Annotated in this window: 13 protein-coding genes; 6 read left to right on the forward strand and 7 right to left on the reverse strand. The window is 66.1% G+C overall.

Translation table 11 applies throughout. The features are described from left to right. From AC5FRV_RS18670 to AC5FRV_RS18685, 4 genes are all read left to right on the forward strand, one after another. Positions 1-231 (forward strand): transposase (locus AC5FRV_RS18670; protein ID WP_493562600.1); only part of this gene is annotated, 231 nt, incomplete at its 5' end. A gap of 644 nt (positions 232-875) precedes the next feature. After that, positions 876-1,112, forward strand: coding sequence for a hypothetical protein (locus tag AC5FRV_RS18675; RefSeq protein ID WP_493562601.1), 237 nt, complete (start codon positions 876-878; stop codon positions 1,110-1,112). Between the two features lie 102 nt (positions 1,113-1,214). Next, the gene (locus tag AC5FRV_RS18680; RefSeq protein WP_493562602.1) at positions 1,215-1,535 is read left to right on the forward strand and encodes a DUF5783 family protein; all 321 of its coding nucleotides are present in this window, start codon (positions 1,215-1,217) and stop codon (positions 1,533-1,535) included. A gap of 115 nt (positions 1,536-1,650) precedes the next feature. After that, positions 1,651-2,019, forward strand: coding sequence for a NifU family protein (locus AC5FRV_RS18685; RefSeq protein WP_493562603.1), 369 nt, complete (start codon positions 1,651-1,653; stop codon positions 2,017-2,019). Positions 2,020-2,579: 560 nt separating this feature from the next. Here the strand turns inward: AC5FRV_RS18685 and AC5FRV_RS18690 are convergent. From AC5FRV_RS18690 to AC5FRV_RS18700, 3 genes are read right to left on the reverse strand one after another with little or no spacing between them, the layout of a single operon-like run. Continuing rightward, positions 2,580-3,491: a carbohydrate ABC transporter permease gene (locus tag AC5FRV_RS18690; protein WP_493562604.1), complete on the reverse strand. Its 912-nt coding sequence runs from the start codon at positions 3,489-3,491 to the stop codon at positions 2,580-2,582. Between the two features lie 18 nt (positions 3,492-3,509). Beyond that, on the reverse strand, positions 3,510-4,427 hold the full coding sequence (locus tag AC5FRV_RS18695; RefSeq protein ID WP_493562605.1) for a carbohydrate ABC transporter permease: 918 nt from the start codon (positions 4,425-4,427) through the stop codon (positions 3,510-3,512). A gap of 5 nt (positions 4,428-4,432) precedes the next feature. Continuing rightward, positions 4,433-5,851: an ABC transporter substrate-binding protein gene (locus tag AC5FRV_RS18700; protein WP_493562606.1), complete on the reverse strand. Its 1,419-nt coding sequence runs from the start codon at positions 5,849-5,851 to the stop codon at positions 4,433-4,435. A 162-nt stretch (positions 5,852-6,013) separates the two neighbouring features. On the opposite strand from AC5FRV_RS18700, the gene melA reads away from it, so the two are divergent. Next, on the forward strand, positions 6,014-7,321 hold the full coding sequence (gene melA, locus AC5FRV_RS18705) for an alpha-galactosidase (protein WP_493562607.1): 1,308 nt from the start codon (positions 6,014-6,016) through the stop codon (positions 7,319-7,321). 58 nt (positions 7,322-7,379) lie between these two features. Here the strand turns inward: melA and AC5FRV_RS18710 are convergent, their stop codons facing one another. The 4 genes from AC5FRV_RS18710 to AC5FRV_RS18725 form a co-directional block, all read right to left on the reverse strand. After that, entirely contained in the window at positions 7,380-8,555 is a 1,176-nt protein-coding gene (locus tag AC5FRV_RS18710) for an ABC transporter ATP-binding protein (protein ID WP_493562608.1), read from the reverse strand. Between the two features lie 110 nt (positions 8,556-8,665). Then, on the reverse strand, positions 8,666-10,015 hold the full coding sequence (locus AC5FRV_RS18715) for an alpha-glucosidase/alpha-galactosidase (RefSeq protein WP_493562609.1): 1,350 nt from the start codon (positions 10,013-10,015) through the stop codon (positions 8,666-8,668). 203 nt (positions 10,016-10,218) lie between these two features. Then, positions 10,219-10,971, reverse strand: a complete 753-nt coding sequence (locus AC5FRV_RS18720; RefSeq protein WP_493562610.1) for a hydroxypyruvate isomerase family protein — start codon at positions 10,969-10,971, stop codon at positions 10,219-10,221. Next, positions 10,972-12,075 carry a Gfo/Idh/MocA family protein gene (locus AC5FRV_RS18725; RefSeq protein WP_493562611.1) on the reverse strand — a complete coding sequence of 368 codons (1,104 nt, stop codon included), beginning with the start codon at positions 12,073-12,075 and terminating at the stop codon, positions 10,972-10,974. A 134-nt stretch (positions 12,076-12,209) separates the two neighbouring features. On the opposite strand from AC5FRV_RS18725, the gene AC5FRV_RS18730 reads away from it, so the two are divergent. Further along, on the forward strand, positions 12,210-15,362 hold the full coding sequence (locus tag AC5FRV_RS18730) for a glycoside hydrolase family 2 TIM barrel-domain containing protein (RefSeq protein WP_493562612.1): 3,153 nt from the start codon (positions 12,210-12,212) through the stop codon (positions 15,360-15,362). Positions 15,363-15,426: the final 64 nt, after the last annotated feature.

Raw genomic sequence — 15,426 nt, forward strand, 5'->3', positions numbered from 1 at the left:
GGCATCCGGCCGCTAATCAAACACCGGATCTTGGCGCCGTTCGACCACGCGCACAACGGCCGCATGGACACCGACGCGTACAACCAGCGCTGGATGTCCGAAACTGTCTTTTCCAGCATCAAACGCAACCCCGGCGCCACCGTCCACGCCCGCAGCTGGTGGCTCGAATTCCGCGAGATGGTGCTGAAAGCCACCGTCTACAACCTCCGCCGCAGCGTTAGATACTCGTGAAAATCACGCACCGACAGACCGATCCTACAGAGCATTTCAGTCCACCAGGCACCGCACCGCAGCCTTCCCTTCCCCTGGTCGGCCGACGAGACGGCCTCCCGGCCGACCGCCGGGCGGTTGCGGAGCGGTCAGGACGCGTGTCGCGCCGCCAGGCGCGACCGGGGAGGTTTGGTGGACTCAATCGCGAGCGCCTCGGTGCGCGAGCAACGCGGATCCTGGCGGAATGAAATGCTCTGTAGGATCGCTTGAGTGGGTCTAAGGTGACGGCGATCGACCTCCGAATGTTACCCAGCAGTTAGACGCCAGGAGCATTCACCCGTTTTCCACTCTGCTACGGGTGATCGGTGCATCATAGCTGGATACTGTTGTTCGATCCCATCAATACTCGACCCCCGAGACCGGCCAACTAGCGATCCTACAGAGCAGAATGAAAGGGCGAGGTGCGCTCGCCGACGTCCGACGACGTAAGCACCGCAGCGGAGCGAGGAGCGCAGCGAGTCGCACGAGGCGAACGCGACGAGGGCTTTCGACGTGTTTGACGTCGTGCTAAGAGCGACAACCCCGGCACCCACCAAACGCTACGTAGCTGATCTATACTGATCGGCAAAAAGAGCTAAGCGTCTGCTCCAGAGAGTACCCACGGAATGCAAGAGCGTGACGTGCTGGACCTGTTCCTCGTCGCCGTCCTGGCGGTCCTCACCTACGTCGAGGCGTTCGGGCTGGCCGACCCCATCGCGACGGTCGACGAGATACTCGCCATCTTCGCCGGCATCGGCGTCGAGGTGTACCTCGTCCTCGGGGGGCTGTTCGGCATCGTCTTCGTCGGCTACCTCACGGTGTACCTGCCGAAGAAAGACGCCAGCCAGCCCGTCCGTCGGTGAGCGGCGCGCAGGTTCCGCGGCGGTGACGGTCGGGGCGACGGCCCGGTCGCGAACGCGTGGAGACCGCGTGACCTTTATCTGGGGGCGCCGATCCGTCTGGCAATGACCGACTTCGACCCGGAGCGCTTCGAGGACAAGTACGCGAACTACTTCCCCGAGCTACAGAAGGCGTACAAGCAGGCCTTCGAGGAGATGAACGACGCGTACGACTCGGAGCTGATCCACGCCATCGACCAGCAGATCCTCAACGAGTCGGAGCCATTCTACGAGGGGGACGGCGAGTTCCGGATCGACCTGCCAGAGAGTCCCGTCGACCGTCTGGACGCCATCGTCGTCGCCGACGAGAAAGTCGAGGCGGTGCTCGAACGCTACGTCGACGAGCTGGAGCGCCAGCATCGACGTATCTTCGGCTTCGAGGAGTGACCGCCCATCGTCGTCGGCCCGACCCCCGTTCCGGAACGCAGGCAACGAACGGACGTGGGCAACGAACGGGTGAGTCCAAAGGTCTAAGCGCCCACGGAATCAAAGACAGGATATCATGAGCACCGAAACAGACGAGGCCGCGAACGACGACCTGAAGGAGCGCATCTCCAACTTCCTGCGCCGCAACTTCCCCCAGATCCAGATGCACGGCGGGAACGCGGCCATCGAGGACCTCGACCGCGAGGAGGGCAGCGTCACCATCCAGCTCGGCGGCGCCTGTTCGGGCTGTGGCATCTCGCCGATGACCATCCAGGCCATCAAGACGCGCATGACCAAGGAGATCCCCGAGATCGACACCGTCCACGCGAACACCGGCATGGGCGGCGGTGGCGGGATGGGCGGCGGCGGTCCGTCGATGCCCGGCGACTCCCGCGGCGGCGAGATCGGCGGCGACGACGACGAAGGCCCCGAAGCGCCCTTCTAGGGTTCGCGGTTCGTCGGTCGAACGCGGCCGTCGGTGGCCGTCTTGACGGTTTGCGGATTCTCCCATCGTTTTCACACCTGCTCCTGGCCCGTAGCGACAGCGGCCAGCCATGGTGACCGTCAGTACGCGTCCCGGGCAGAGACGGGGTAGGGCAGGGGGCAGACCTGACAAGTACCATATTATTTTGCTTTATTATCCGATGTCAATCAGGTAGGGCGATAGACGCCCGCCTGCAGTTGAATCAGGCGTATCAAGCGCTGAGGTCGCCACATTCGCCACAATTCGACAGATCCTTCGTTACTATCGGCGAAAATCGTCCGACGGATTTGATCCGAGCTTAGGCGGCTCCCTGTGGCCGCTCGAAGGGTTTGTGAATGTTAGCCCACGATCGATCTGCGACGTCGTACTTCGTACTAACAGGTGAAAAAGTAGTATCTCATCCTGATATTTTTCGCCGCAACAGGGCGTCGCCGCCGTCGCCCCGGCGGCGGGACGCGGGACGCCCGACCGCCGACGGTGCGCTGGAAGAAGACGGCCACGAACGAAGGGGCGCTCCGTGGTCAGGTCCCCTTCATGCCGCCGCTGGCCAGGCCCTTGACGACCCACTGCTGGACCGCTGCGAACAGGACGATGACCGGGACCATGGTGACCGTCGCCGCCGTCAGCACGAGGTGCCAGGCGACCTGGTTCTGGGACTGGAACAGCTGCAGCCCGTAGGGGAGCGTGCGGGTCGCACCGGTCTGGGAGAGCACCGAGACGAGCAGGAAGTCGTTCCACGAGATGGTGAACGTGTAGAATCCGGCGACGGCCAGGCCCGGCAGCGACAGCGGGAGGATGACCCGGGCCAGGACGTCCAGTTGCGAACAGCCGTCCATCTTGGCCGCCTCGTCCAGCGATTCGGGGATGTCGTCGAAGTAGCCCTTCAGCAGCCAGATGGCCAGCGGCAGGGCGATGACCGAGTGGGCGATGATGATCCCGAGGTGAGAGTTGATCAGGTCCAGCGTGTACATCAGCAGGAAGAACGGGATCAGGATCAACACGTAGGGCAACATCTGGGTCCCGAGGAAGGCCAGCAGGAGCGAGCCTCGCCCCGGGTAGTCGAACCGGCTCAGCGAGTAGGCGGCGAGGGTACCGACCGACAGCGTCAGCGCGGTCGTCGCCGTCGCGATGATGGTCGAGTTGACGAAGTACTGCTGGAAGGCGCCCGTCGAGAGCACGTTGACGTAGTTCGCGAGCGTCAGACTGGACAGCGACGGGAGCAGCGCCGACGAGTAGAGGAACGACTGGTTCGTGAACGTCGCCAGTATCATGTACAGCACCGGGAGCAGGAGGAACAGCATGAACACGCCGAGGGCCGCGTACACGGCCAGCGCTCGCCGTGGCGAGACGTCTTCGTCGAGCCACTCGTCGAAGCGCTGGATGGCGCTCGTCGTCCCGGTTCCGCCGTCGATAGCGTCCGTTTCAGTTGCCATGGGATACCTCGCTGTACATCAGTCGGTGTCCTCCAGTTTCACGTACACTGCGGTGAACGTGAGCATGATGACGAGCATCACCACGCCCATGCTCGCCGCGTAGCCGAGCGCGTACGTCTCGAAGGCCGTCTTGTAGACGTACGTCGCCAGCACTTCGGTGTTGCCGAGCGGCCCCCCGCCGGTCGAGAGGTAGACGATCTCGAAGTTGTTGAACGTGAAGATGACGTGCAACACGATCATGATCATCGACACGTAGGAGATCTGCGGGAGCGTGACGTGGCGGAAGCGCTGGAGCGCGCCCGCGCCGTCGAGGCGCGCGGCCTCGTACTGGGTCTCGGGGATCGAGTTCATCGCCGCCATCAGCGCGATGGCGTAGAAGGGCACGTTCCGCCAGACGTGCATCAACACGATGAGCGGGAACGCCATCTCCGGGTCGCCGAACCAGTACGTCGTCTCCAGGCCGAGCGCGCCGAGGACGATGTTCGCGGGGCCGAAGCCGTTCTGGACCATGAACCGGAACAGGATGACCATCACGATGATCGGCAGGACCCACGTCACCATCGAGACGCTCCTGAAGAAGCGCATTCCCGGCACTTTCTCCTTGAGCACCATCGCCAGCGCCATCCCGAGCAGGTACTGCAGTGACACCGCGAGCGCGGTTAGCAACACCGTCTGCCACAGGGCGGTCCGGAACACGGCGTCGTTGGCCATCTCGGCGAAGTTCTCGAAACCGACGAACGTCTCCTCGCCGGGCTGGAGCAGCGAGACTTCCAGGAACGCCATCTGGATACCCCGGACCGTCGGGTACAGGATGATCGCCGCGACCAGTATCGTCGCCGGCAGGATGAGCGCGTAGCCGAGCCACGTCTCCGAGAGGAGCGACTTGAACTCCTCACTGTAGCGCGGAGACCGACCCTGAGACGTGTTCGTGGCCATCTGGATTACAGGTCGCCTTCCAGGCTTTTCAGGTTCGAGTGGAGCGTGCTCCCGGCGTCGTAGGGGTCGGTCTCGCCGTAGGCGACCTCCTGCATCAGCGGGTAGAACTCCTGGCGCACCGGGCCCCAGGAGATCTTCGCCAGCGCGCGCCCCGTCTCGAACACGTCGGTGAATGGCATCCAGTTCTCGCTCTCCAGGGTCGTCTCGACGTCCTCGTGGACCGGCGTGACGTAGTTGCCCGGGGAGTGGGACTTCTGCTGTTCCATCACCGTGGGGCTACACCGGGAGGCGACGGCCTCGAATCCGAGGTCGCCGTTCTCGGAGTTGGCGTTCACCATGACCGGTTTGACCTCGAGGTAGGTCGCGCGCTCCCCGCCCTCGGCGTAGGGGAGGTGAGCCACGGCCGTGTTCTCGTCCAGAACCTCCGAGGCCGCATCGGAGTCGTCGATCTCCGGACCGCTCGTCCAGCCGCGGATCCACGGGCCGCACTCGATCATCGCGAAGTTGCCGTTGATGTACCCGGGGTCGTTGACCTGCCAGCCGGTCCCCAGCTGGTCGGGGTCGGCGATGGGATCGTCGCTCGCCCACACCTGGTGGTAGTACTTGTCGAAGACGAGGCCCAGCGTGTCCGCGTCGACGTTCAGCGTCCAGCCGTCCCCGTCAGTCGCGTAGAGGTTCTCCGTGTGCTGGTAGACGTGGGACATCCACTCCTGGAACGCGCGGACGCCGCCGTCCTTGGTGCAGTTGTGGAACGGCGTGAGGTCGGTCTCGGACTTGATCAACCGGCCGACCTCCAGGAACTCGTCCGCTGTCTCGGGCGGATCCTGTCCCAGTTCCTCGAAGACGTCGCGGCGGTAGATCATCGCCCGTCCGTTCCCGGTGTAGGGGAGCGCGTACAGTTCGCCCTGGTACGACATCGCCTCGATCGTGCTATCGACGTAGCCGTCGTACCACTCGAGGGCCTCGGCCTCGTCCCCGATGGGTTCGATGAGGTCCGCCTCGATGTACTCGGTGAGGTGCGAGAGGACGCCCTCCACGGAGTCGGGATCGCCCGAACGAGCGCCCGTGAGGTACGCCGAGCGCATGTCCTCGTACGTGTAGTCGGTTATCTGGACCTGCTCGCCGGTGCGCTCCTCGAAGAAGTTCTGGATGTTCGAGATCGCAGTATCGAGGTCCTCCTCGTCGGAGGGGAGGCCGGCGTCCCAGTGGAGCACGTCGGCGCCGGATCCACCGTCACCATCGTCGCCTCCCCCGGTCTCTGTCCCGAGACTATCCCCGCCTCCGTCGCCGTCTCCTTCCAGGCTACCACCGTCTCCGCCGTCTCCGCCGTCGCCACTACACCCGGCCAAGGCGATACCAGCGCCCAGGCCGATGCTCTGTACGAGTTTTCGTCGCCGAAGGCTGTCCGGACTGCTGTCTGGCATTGGTTCGCATTGACAGTCGTGAAGGATAAGTATATATATTTCCATTAGTTTCCTGACAATACTGTCCGGAACCGGCGTCCGCTGCCCAGCGTCGCGGTAGCGACGAGCGCACTCGTCCCGGCCACCGGTATATTTATCCAGCAAACGCCACTGTGTCGACGCATGCCGAAGATCACCTTCATCGGTGCGGGTAGCATGGTGTTCGCCACGACGCTCGTCGGCGACGTCCTCTCGTTCGACGAACTGCAGGACAGCGAGATCGCGTTGATGGACATCGACGAGCACCGCCTCGAACAGACCGCGCGGGTCGCGGAGTCGATGGTCGATAACGCCGGCCTGGACGCGACTGTCGAGTCGACCACGGACCGCGTCGAGGCCCTGGAGGACGCCGACTACGTGCTCAACATGATCAACGTGGGCGACACCGAGCCCTTCGAGAACGAGATCCGCATTCCCCAGGAGTACGGCGTGAAGCAGGCCATCGGCGACACCATCGGGCCGGGCGGCATCTTCCGGGCCCTGCGGACCATCCCGACGATGCTCGACATCGCGAACGACGTGGAGGAGGTGTGTCCCGACGCCCTCTTCCTGAACTACACGAACCCGATGTCGATCCTCTGCCAGACGCTGTACGACGCCACGGACGTCGAGACGGTCGGCCTCTGTCACAGCGTCCCCCACACCGCAGAGGCCATCTCCAGTTACGTCGACGTTCCACAGGACGAACTCGACTACTGGGTGGCGGGCATCAACCACGTCGCCTGGTTCCTCGAGGCCGAACACGACGGCGAGAGCGTCTATCCCGCGCTCCGCGAGGCGATGGACGACCCCGACATCTACGAGCGGGACACCGTCCGCTTCGAGATGATGCGACACTTCGGCTACTTCCCGACGGAGTCCTCCCACCACATGTCCGAGTACGTCCCCTACTTCCGGACCGACGAGGCGACCATCGCGGAGATGACGGGAACGGACTACGCCGAGCGCATGGAGACCGCCACCTACCTCGAGGGCTGGAAAGAGCGGTCGGCCCAGCGCGACGACCCCGACCTGGACGTCGACCTCGATTCGGTCGCGCCGGAGCGTTCCGAGGAGTACGCCTCCCGCATCATCCACGCCGTCGAGACCGACACGCCCCGGCGGATGAACCTCAACGTCTCGAACGAGACGAACGCCATCGCGAACCTCCCAGAGGACGTCTGCGTCGAGGTGCCCGTCCTCGTCGACGGCACGGGCGTCAACCCGTGTTCCGTGGGCGAACTACCCACCGAGATCGCCCACTTCCCGCGCCAGCACGCGTCCGTCCACCGCCTCGTCGTCGAGGGCGCACTGGAGCACGACCGCGAGAAGATCCACCGGGCGGTCAAACTCGACCCGCTGACGGCCGCGGCCTGTACGCTCGACGAGATCCACGAGATGACCGAGGAACTGCTCGAGGCGAACGAGGAGTACCTGCCGCGGCTGGAGTGATTACCGCGCGTCTGGAGTGACGACCGCGCGGCTGGAGTGACAATCCGGTTCGCGAGCGTTACTCGGCTACTTCTGCGCCCGTGTCCGTCTCGACCCCAGTCAGCGTCCCGAAGTCGTCGACCTCCGGCGGCGTCCGGTTCCTGACGGCCTCGCCCGTGTCGCCGTCGAAGAGGTGGATATTCTCCTGCGGGAAGGTGACGTGGATGGTCCGGCCGGCCTCCAGCACGATGTCGCCCTCGAGTGTCGCCGTGTACTGCTGGCCGCCGACGTTCAGGTAGACGTAGGTGACGTCGCCGAGTGGCTCGGTGACCTCGACCTCGGCCGGAATCGCGTTGCGGGTGTCGGCCGGAACGGCCTCGACGTCCTCCGGTCGGATACCCAGGGTGAAACGGTCGCCCGCGCCCTCGACGTCCGCGTAGACGTCGTCGTCGAGTTCGTACTCGAACGTCTCGTTGACCAGCGTCGGCGAGCCCGTCGCGTCCAGTTCCAGTTCGAAGAAGTTCATCGACGGCGAGCCGATGAAACTGGCGACGAAGCGATTCGCGGGCTCGTGGTAACACTCCAGGGGCGTCCCGAGTTGCTGGAGCTGGCCCTCGTTGAGGACGGCGATGCGGTCGGACATCGTCATCGCCTCCGTCTGGTCGTGAGTGACGTAGACGGTCGTGACGCCGAACTCCTGCTGGAGCGACTGCAACTCGGTACGCATCTGCGTCCGGAGCTTCGCGTCGAGGTTGGAGAGGGGCTCGTCCATAAGGAACACTTCCGGTTCGCGGACGATGGCGCGGCCGAGGGCGACGCGCTGTTGCTGCCCGCCGGAGAGGTCGCCCGGCTTCTTCCCCAGCAGGTCCTCGATCCCCATCATCGCCGCGACCTCCTCGACCCGCTCGTCGATCTCTTCCTTCGAGAGGTCGGTCGTCATCTTGAGCCCGAAGGCCATGTTGCCCCTGGCAGTCTTGTGGGGATACAGCGCGTAGTTCTGGAACACCATCGCCATGTCGCGGTTCTTCGGCTTGTTGTCCGTGACGTCGTTCCCGTCGACGAGAATGTCGCCCTGGGTCGGCGTCTCCAGGCCGGCGATGCAGCGGAGCGTCGTCGACTTCCCACAACCCGACGGCCCGACGAGGACGATCAGCTCACCGTCCTCGATCTCCGCCTCGAAGTCGTCGACCGCGACGATGTCGCCACTGTCGTCGTTGAATACCTTCGTCAGGTTGCGAATCTCTAGCTCGCCCATAGTCGATGATGTAGGATGACGATGATAAACCTTTCCGCAGTGGGACGGAGTAACACGCCACGCCAGGTGCGGAGCCGGGGACCGGTCCGCGACGGCTAGACCCGCGACGGCTAGACCGACGAAGAAGCGGTGCGGGGTGCCTCGACGAGTTCGTCCGGGAGGTAGTCGACGTTTGCCGCGAGCAGGTCGTCGACCATGTCGTCGATCTCGTCGAGCGTACAGGCGGCCGACGTCAGCGGGTCCAGTTTCACCGCCCGTCGGAGCGCGTCCTGGTCGTGGTCGAGGGCCGCTTTCACCGCGAGGCGCTGGACGCTCGTGTTCGTCCGGTCGAGCGCCACCAGCTGAGCGGGGAGCTCGCCGACGGAGCAGGGGTGAACCCCCTGGCCGTCGACGAGGCAGGGCACCTCGACGCAGGTGTCGTTCCCGAGGTTCGCGATGGCGCCCGCGTCGTTGCGGACGTTGACGTTCATCCGCCGGCGCTCGCCCGTCTCCATCGAGTGGATGATGCGCGAGCCGTACTCCTCCGAGCGCTCGATCTCCGGGTCGATGTCGTCGGCCGTCATCTCGCGGGCCTCCTGCTGGTACTCGCACCAGTGCTCGAAGTAGTGGCCCGTGGGCATCCAGTCGACGAAGTAGTCGTCGAACTCCTCGTCGACGGTGTACTCCTCGATAGTCGCCTCGTCGGTCCGGAAGTACGGCACGTACTCGGACATGTGGTTGCTCGACTCCGTGACGAACGCGCCGAAGTGCCGGAGGATGTCGAACCGGACGTTGTCACGCTTGTACGTCTCCGGGTCGTCGGCCGCCTCGTACAGCGCCGGATAGATGCTCTCGCCGTCGTGTTCGGCCTCGAGGAACCACGCCATGTGGTTGATGCCCGCGACCCAGTAGTCCAGTTCCTCGCGCGGAACGTCCGCGTAGTCGGCGACGGCCTGCGCGGTGTGCTGGACGCTGTGACAGAGGCCGACGACGTCGACGTCGGTGGCCTCGTCGACGGCCCAGCACAGCATCGCCATCGGGTTGGTGTAGTTGAGCAAGAGTGCGTCCGGGCAGAGTTCCTCCATGTCGCGGGCCAGGTCCAGCACGACGGGCGCGGTCCGCAGGAAGCGGAAGACGCCACCGGGGCCGAGCGTGTCGCCGACGGCCTGGTTCACGCCGTACTCCTGGGGGATGCGGATCTCGTTCTCGAAGGGCTCCCGGCCGCCGACGTGGATCATGTTCAGCACGTAGTCGGCGCCGTCCAGGGCCTCCCGCCGGTCGGTCGTGGTCTCGATGGTCGCGTCGACGTCGTTGTGTTCGACCATCTCCCGTCCAGCCGTCGCGACCCTGTCGAGTCGCTCCTCGTCGATGTCCATCAGGGCGATCGTACTCCCCTGGAGCTCCGGGTACGAGAGCACGTCACCCATCAGGTTGCGAGCGAAGACAATACTGCCGGCGCCAACGAAGGCAATCTTCGGCATGGCTGAAGATTACCTGTCGAACAGATAAATCATGGGGACGACCCGCACGGACGCCACCCCGGTGACGGGGGGAACGGAAGCGACCGGGGCGGAACGCCGAGCCGGAGGCAGCACGTACCGGCCATTCTCGGCACTGACAGCGCGGGTAGTCGCCGCGTACCGCCCACCTGCCGCGGGCAGAAGCGAGTTCGGATCAGCTCGAGTCAGACGATCTCCAGCACGTCTGCCATCGCCTCGTCGGGATCGCCGGTCGGTGAGAACTCGCAGCCGACGTAGCCGTCGTAGCCGGCGGCGTCGATGGCGTCGAAGACGTTCGCGTAGTTCAGTTCGCCCGTCCCGGGTTCGTGACGGCCCGGGACGTCGGCGACGTGGACGTGACCGATGTCGTCGACGTTCTCGGTGATCGTATCGGTGACGTTGCCCTCCGTTATCTGCTGGTGGTAGACGTCGTACAGGAGCGTCACGGCATCCGAACCGACCTCGTCGACTATCTCGAACCCTTCCTCGCTCGTCGTCAGGAAGTAGCCCGGGTGGTCGACCGTGGTGTTGAGCGGTTCCAGCGCGATAGTGACGCCCGCGTCCTCGGCGTCCGGAGCCACCCGCGAGAGCACCTCGACGACGTTGTCGTGCTGGGTCCCGCGGTCCAGGCCGTCCTGGTCCGGACCGGTCGTGGCGATGAGCGTGGGGATTCCCAGGTCGGCCGCGGTCTCGATCGACTCGCGGATCGTCTCGACGGCGTCGTCGGCCGCCGCGGGGTCGGTCAGGTCCCCGCCGGCGACGCAGGCGACGACGTCGACGCCTGCCGCGTCCGCCGCGGTCCCGATGGCGTCGAGGTCCTTCTCGCGCCAGTCCCAGAACTCGACGGCGTCGACGCCGGCGTCGGCGGTCCGGCGGATCCGCTCGTGGAACGGCTCGTCGTCGTACACCATCTCGATACAGACCGAGAGGTCGACCATCTACTCCTCCCCCGCCGGTGCCGGCGTCAGGTCGCCCGCGTCGATCATCGCCTGGAGCGGGTTGTCGTCGATGGACAGCGGGAGGTCCACGCGGCCGCGCCGCCGGGAGGACTCCCAGGTCGCGAAGATGAGCTCGGTGGCCCTGATCGCGTTCTCGGCGCCGAGTTCCGGCGTCTCCCCCTCGCGGAGACAGCGCACGTTCTCCGCGATGGCGCGGTCGACGAACGCCCAGTCGTGGAGGCCGTCCTTCGTCTCGATGGTCTCCCAGTCGCCGCCGTCACGGCGGATCCGTAGCGCCGGGAGTTCCTCGCCGTCGTCGCCCTCGGGGCCGACCTCGATGACGCCGTCGGTCCCGATCAGGCGGTTGTGACAGGCGAAGGCACTGGCGGGACCGCCCGTCCCGGTGCTGTCGGAGGCTGCGACGCCGTGGACGCCGTTCTCGTACTCCCAGTGGACGATCGCCTGGTTCTCGTTGTGGGTGCCGAACAGGATATTCTCCGCCGAGTAGTCGATCTGGCCCAGCACCCACTCCCCCGCCGTCTCGTCGTTGAAGTAGTTACAGAGGTCGAAGGAGTGGCTGCCGTAGTCGAAGATACCGACCGGCGCCCCGAACTCCACTCGCCGGAGGTCGCCGATCTCGCCCGCGTCGAGCAGGTCCTTGGCGGTCCGGACGGCGTCGCTGAAGCGGCGCTGGTGGTTGAACGTCAGCTGGACGTCGTGGCGGTCGGCCGCCTCGGTCATCTCCCTGGCCCCGCCGTAGGTGTCGGCCATCGGCTTCTCGCAGTGGATGGCGTCGACGACGCCGCTCCGGATGCAGTCGAGCGCGATGGACGCGTGGACCGCCGGGGGGACGCAGATGGAGACGATATCGGGCTCGACGGCTTCGAGCATCGCCTCGTAGTCCGTGAACACGCCCCCGTCGTCGAGGTCGAACTCGTCGGCGAAGGCCCGCGCGTTGTCCTCGACGACGTCCGCGCAGGCGACGAGTTCGCAGTCGTCGACCTTCTCGTACCCCGTCGCGTGGTGGTACGCCATCGCGTACCCGTCGCGACCGGGGTCGTCCGGTTCCGTACCCGTTCCGATAACTGCGACGCTGTAGGACACACCGACAACTGGGCCGGGAGCGTACAAAAGCGTTCGTGCGACGCTGGGCGACCAGTTCGCGGAGTGTCGAGTCGCAAGCCCCGGACCCGGTCACCCAGCGAATTATTTACGCAGGGCCGGTGTTACGTTGCAGTATGGACGACTGGCTCGACCCGCGAACCGTGGGCCGGAATCGGCTTGGGCCCCACGTGGACGTACTGCCCTACGAGGACCCCGAAGCCGCACAGACGCGCGAACGCACCCACTCACCCTGGATACGGTCGCTCGACGGCGAGTGGGCGTTCGACCTGGCCGCGACGCCGGCGGACGCGCCGGCCGGATTCCAGGACCCGGGGTTCGACGCCGGCGACTGGGACGGCATCGACGTGCCGATAAACTGGCAGGCGGCGGGCTACGGCGACCCGCACTACACCAACGTCGTCTACCCGTTTCCGCTCGACCCGCCGAACGTTCCGACGGAGAACCCGACCGCCTCGTACCGCCGGACGTTCCACGTCGACAAGGACTGGGACGGGCGACAGGTCCGCCTCCACTTCGAGGGCGTCGACTCGGCGTTCCACCTGTGGGTCAACGGCGAGCGGGTCGGCTACAGCGAGGGCGCCCGACTTCCCTCGGAGTTCGACGTCAGCGAGCACGTCCAACCCGGTGAGAACACGGTCGCCGTGCGCGTGTACAGGTGGACCAACGGGAGCTACGTCGAGGACCAGGACATGTGGTGGCTCAGCGGCATCTTCCGGGAGGTGTACGCCTACGCCGTCCCGGAGACCCACGTCGCCGACGTCGACGTGCGGACGGAACTCGACGACGCGTACCGGGACGCCCACCTCACGGCCGCCGTCGACGTCGCGAACGTCGGCACGGCGGACGAGGTGACCCGCCGGGTAGACGCGACGCTCCGGGACGAGGACGGCGAGGTCGTCGCCGAGCTGGAGGCCGCTGTCGACGTCGCTGCGGGCGAGACAGCGACCGTCACGCTCGAAACCGACGTCGACGACCCCGAGAAGTGGACCGCCGAGACGCCGACGTGCTACGCTCTGGAGGTCGAACTGGTGGACGCGTCAGACGAGGGGAACGGCGAGCGGACGGGCGGCGCGGTGACGGAAGTCGTCGCGGAGACCGTCGGCTTCCGCGAGGTCGAGGTCACGGACGGCCAGTTCCTCGTCAACGGCGAGGCGGTGACGATCCGCGGCGTGAACCGCCACGACTTCCACCCGGACCGGGGCCGTCACGTCCCCGTCGAGTCGATGCGCGAGGACGTCGAGCTGATGAAGCGGCACAACGTCAACGCCGTCCGGACGGCCCACTACCCCAACGACTCGCGCTTCTACGACCTCTGTGACGAGTACGGCCTCTACGTCGTCGACGAGACGGACCTGGAGTGTCACGGGATGGAGCTGGCCCGCGAGACGCCACACATCAGCGACGCCGACGAGTGGGAGGACACCTACGTCGACCGGATGGTCCGGATGGTCGAGCGCGACAAGAACCACCCGAGCGTCGTCGTCTGGTCGCTCGGCAACGAGTCGGACTTCGGCTCGAACCACGTCACGATGGCCGAGGAGACCCGCGAGCGAGACCCGACGCGACCGATCCACTACGAACCGGACGAGGAGCAGGTCGTCTCGGACATCGTCGGCCCGATGTACCCGCCGTGGGACCAGCTCGAGGCCTGGGCGGCCGAAGACGAGTACGAGCACCCAGTCATCCTCTGTGAGTACGCCCACGCGATGGGGAACGGCCCCGGCAACCTCCGCGAGTACTGGGACGCGTTCTACGAGCACGACCGCCTGCAGGGCGGGTTCGTCTGGGACTGGCTCGACCAGGGACTTCGCCAGACCACCGAAGACGGCGAGGAGTGGTTCGCCTACGGGGGCGACTTCGGCGACGAACCGAACGACGCGAACTTCAACATCAACGGCCTGGTGTTCCCGGACCGGACGCCCTCGCCCGGTCTGACGGAGTACAAGAAGGTCATCGAGCCGGTGACGTTCGAGCCGTCGGACCTCGAAGCCGGCGAGGTGCTCGTCGAGAACCGCTACGACTTCCGCGGCCTCGACCACCTCCGGGCCACCTGGCGCGTCGAAGCGGACGGGGAACTCGTCGAGAGCGGCGCCGTCGACCTCCCGGACGTCGCCGCCGGCGAGCGCGCGACGCTGACCGTTCCCGTCGATCCCGAGCACCTGGACGACGACGCCGAGAACCTCCTCACGGTCGAGGCTCGACTCGGGGGCGAGGCCAGGTGGGCACCGGCAGGGCACACCGTCGCAACCGGGCAGTTCGAACTGCCCGGCGGCGAGCCGTCGGCCCCCGCTCCCGACTCGTCAGCGCCGCTCAGCTGTGAGGCGACCGACCGCGGACTCGTTGTCTCGAACGCGGCGTTCGAACTGACCTTCGACGACACCCGGGGCGTCGTCGACTCGCTGTCCTACCGGGGCCGGGAGGTGGTGGCAAGTGGCCCCCGAACGGGGCTCTGGCGGGCTCCGACCGACAACGACGAGGGGCTCCCCCTCTCCCGGACGCTGCTCACCCGGCTGCGAGAGGTCCACGAGAACGGCGAACGGCTCACCCACGACGACGTCAGGACCATCGGGTTCGCCCAGCTCTGGCGGGAACACGGGCTCGACGACCTGCAGTTCCGGACGGACGAGGTGAGCCACGAGGTCGTGGGCGAGGAAGCCGTCGAGATAACCGTCGAGGGGCGCCTCGCCCCGCCGATCTTCGACCACGGCTTCGCGACGGAACAGGTGTACACCGTCCGGGACACCGGTGCGGTCGAGATTCAGACGCGAATCGAGCCCGAGGGAGACCTGTCGCTGCTCCCGTCGCTCCCCCGCGTCGGCCTGGACCTGACGCTCAACGGCGAGTTCGACCAGGTGACATGGTACGGTCGCGGTCCCGGCGAATCGTACGTCGACAGCAAGGAGGCGGCGCTCGTCGGGCGATACGACAGCTCCGTCGAGGAACTCCACACGCCCTACGTCCGCCCGCAGGCCAACGGCACCCGGACGGACGTCCGCTGGGCGACGTTCACCGACGGGCGCGGCGTCGGCATCGCCGTGACCGGTGATTCGCTCCTCGACGTCACGGCCCACGACTACGCGAGGGCGGACCTGGCGGCCGCGGACCACGACCACGAACTCCCCTCCCGCGACGAGATTTCGGTGTCGCTGGACCACGCCCACTGCGGCCTCGGGACGGGGAGCTGCGGACCGCCAACGCTCGAACAGTACCGGATCCACCCCGGCGTCTACGAGTTCGACGTCGAGATTCGACCGTTCGTCGGCTGATTTCGGGAAATACCGGGCCGTCTCAGTAACGAAAATCGGGGTAGTCGGTGCGTACTCGCGAACC

This window comes from Halomicrobium sp. HArcel3 (assembly GCF_058933135.1).

Bases quoted from the DNA above. Each gene is read 5' to 3' on its own strand.
- AC5FRV_RS18690 (WP_493562604.1), bottom strand. From the start codon at position 3,491: ATGGCAACTGAAACGGACGCTATCGACGGCGGAACCGGGACGACGAGC.
- AC5FRV_RS18730 (WP_493562612.1), top strand. From the start codon at position 12,210: ATGGACGACTGGCTCGACCCGCGAACCGTGGGCCGGAATCGGCTTGGG.
- melA (WP_493562607.1), top strand. From the start codon at position 6,014: ATGCCGAAGATCACCTTCATCGGTGCGGGTAGCATGGTGTTCGCCACG.
- AC5FRV_RS18715 (WP_493562609.1), bottom strand. From the start codon at position 10,015: ATGCCGAAGATTGCCTTCGTTGGCGCCGGCAGTATTGTCTTCGCTCGC.
- AC5FRV_RS18675 (WP_493562601.1), top strand. From the start codon at position 876: ATGCAAGAGCGTGACGTGCTGGACCTGTTCCTCGTCGCCGTCCTGGCG.
- AC5FRV_RS18685 (WP_493562603.1), top strand. From the start codon at position 1,651: ATGAGCACCGAAACAGACGAGGCCGCGAACGACGACCTGAAGGAGCGC.
- AC5FRV_RS18680 (WP_493562602.1), top strand. From the start codon at position 1,215: ATGACCGACTTCGACCCGGAGCGCTTCGAGGACAAGTACGCGAACTAC.
- AC5FRV_RS18710 (WP_493562608.1), bottom strand. From the start codon at position 8,555: ATGGGCGAGCTAGAGATTCGCAACCTGACGAAGGTATTCAACGACGAC.
- AC5FRV_RS18720 (WP_493562610.1), bottom strand. From the start codon at position 10,971: ATGGTCGACCTCTCGGTCTGTATCGAGATGGTGTACGACGACGAGCCG.
- AC5FRV_RS18695 (WP_493562605.1), bottom strand. From the start codon at position 4,427: ATGGCCACGAACACGTCTCAGGGTCGGTCTCCGCGCTACAGTGAGGAG.
- AC5FRV_RS18700 (WP_493562606.1), bottom strand. From the start codon at position 5,851: ATGCCAGACAGCAGTCCGGACAGCCTTCGGCGACGAAAACTCGTACAG.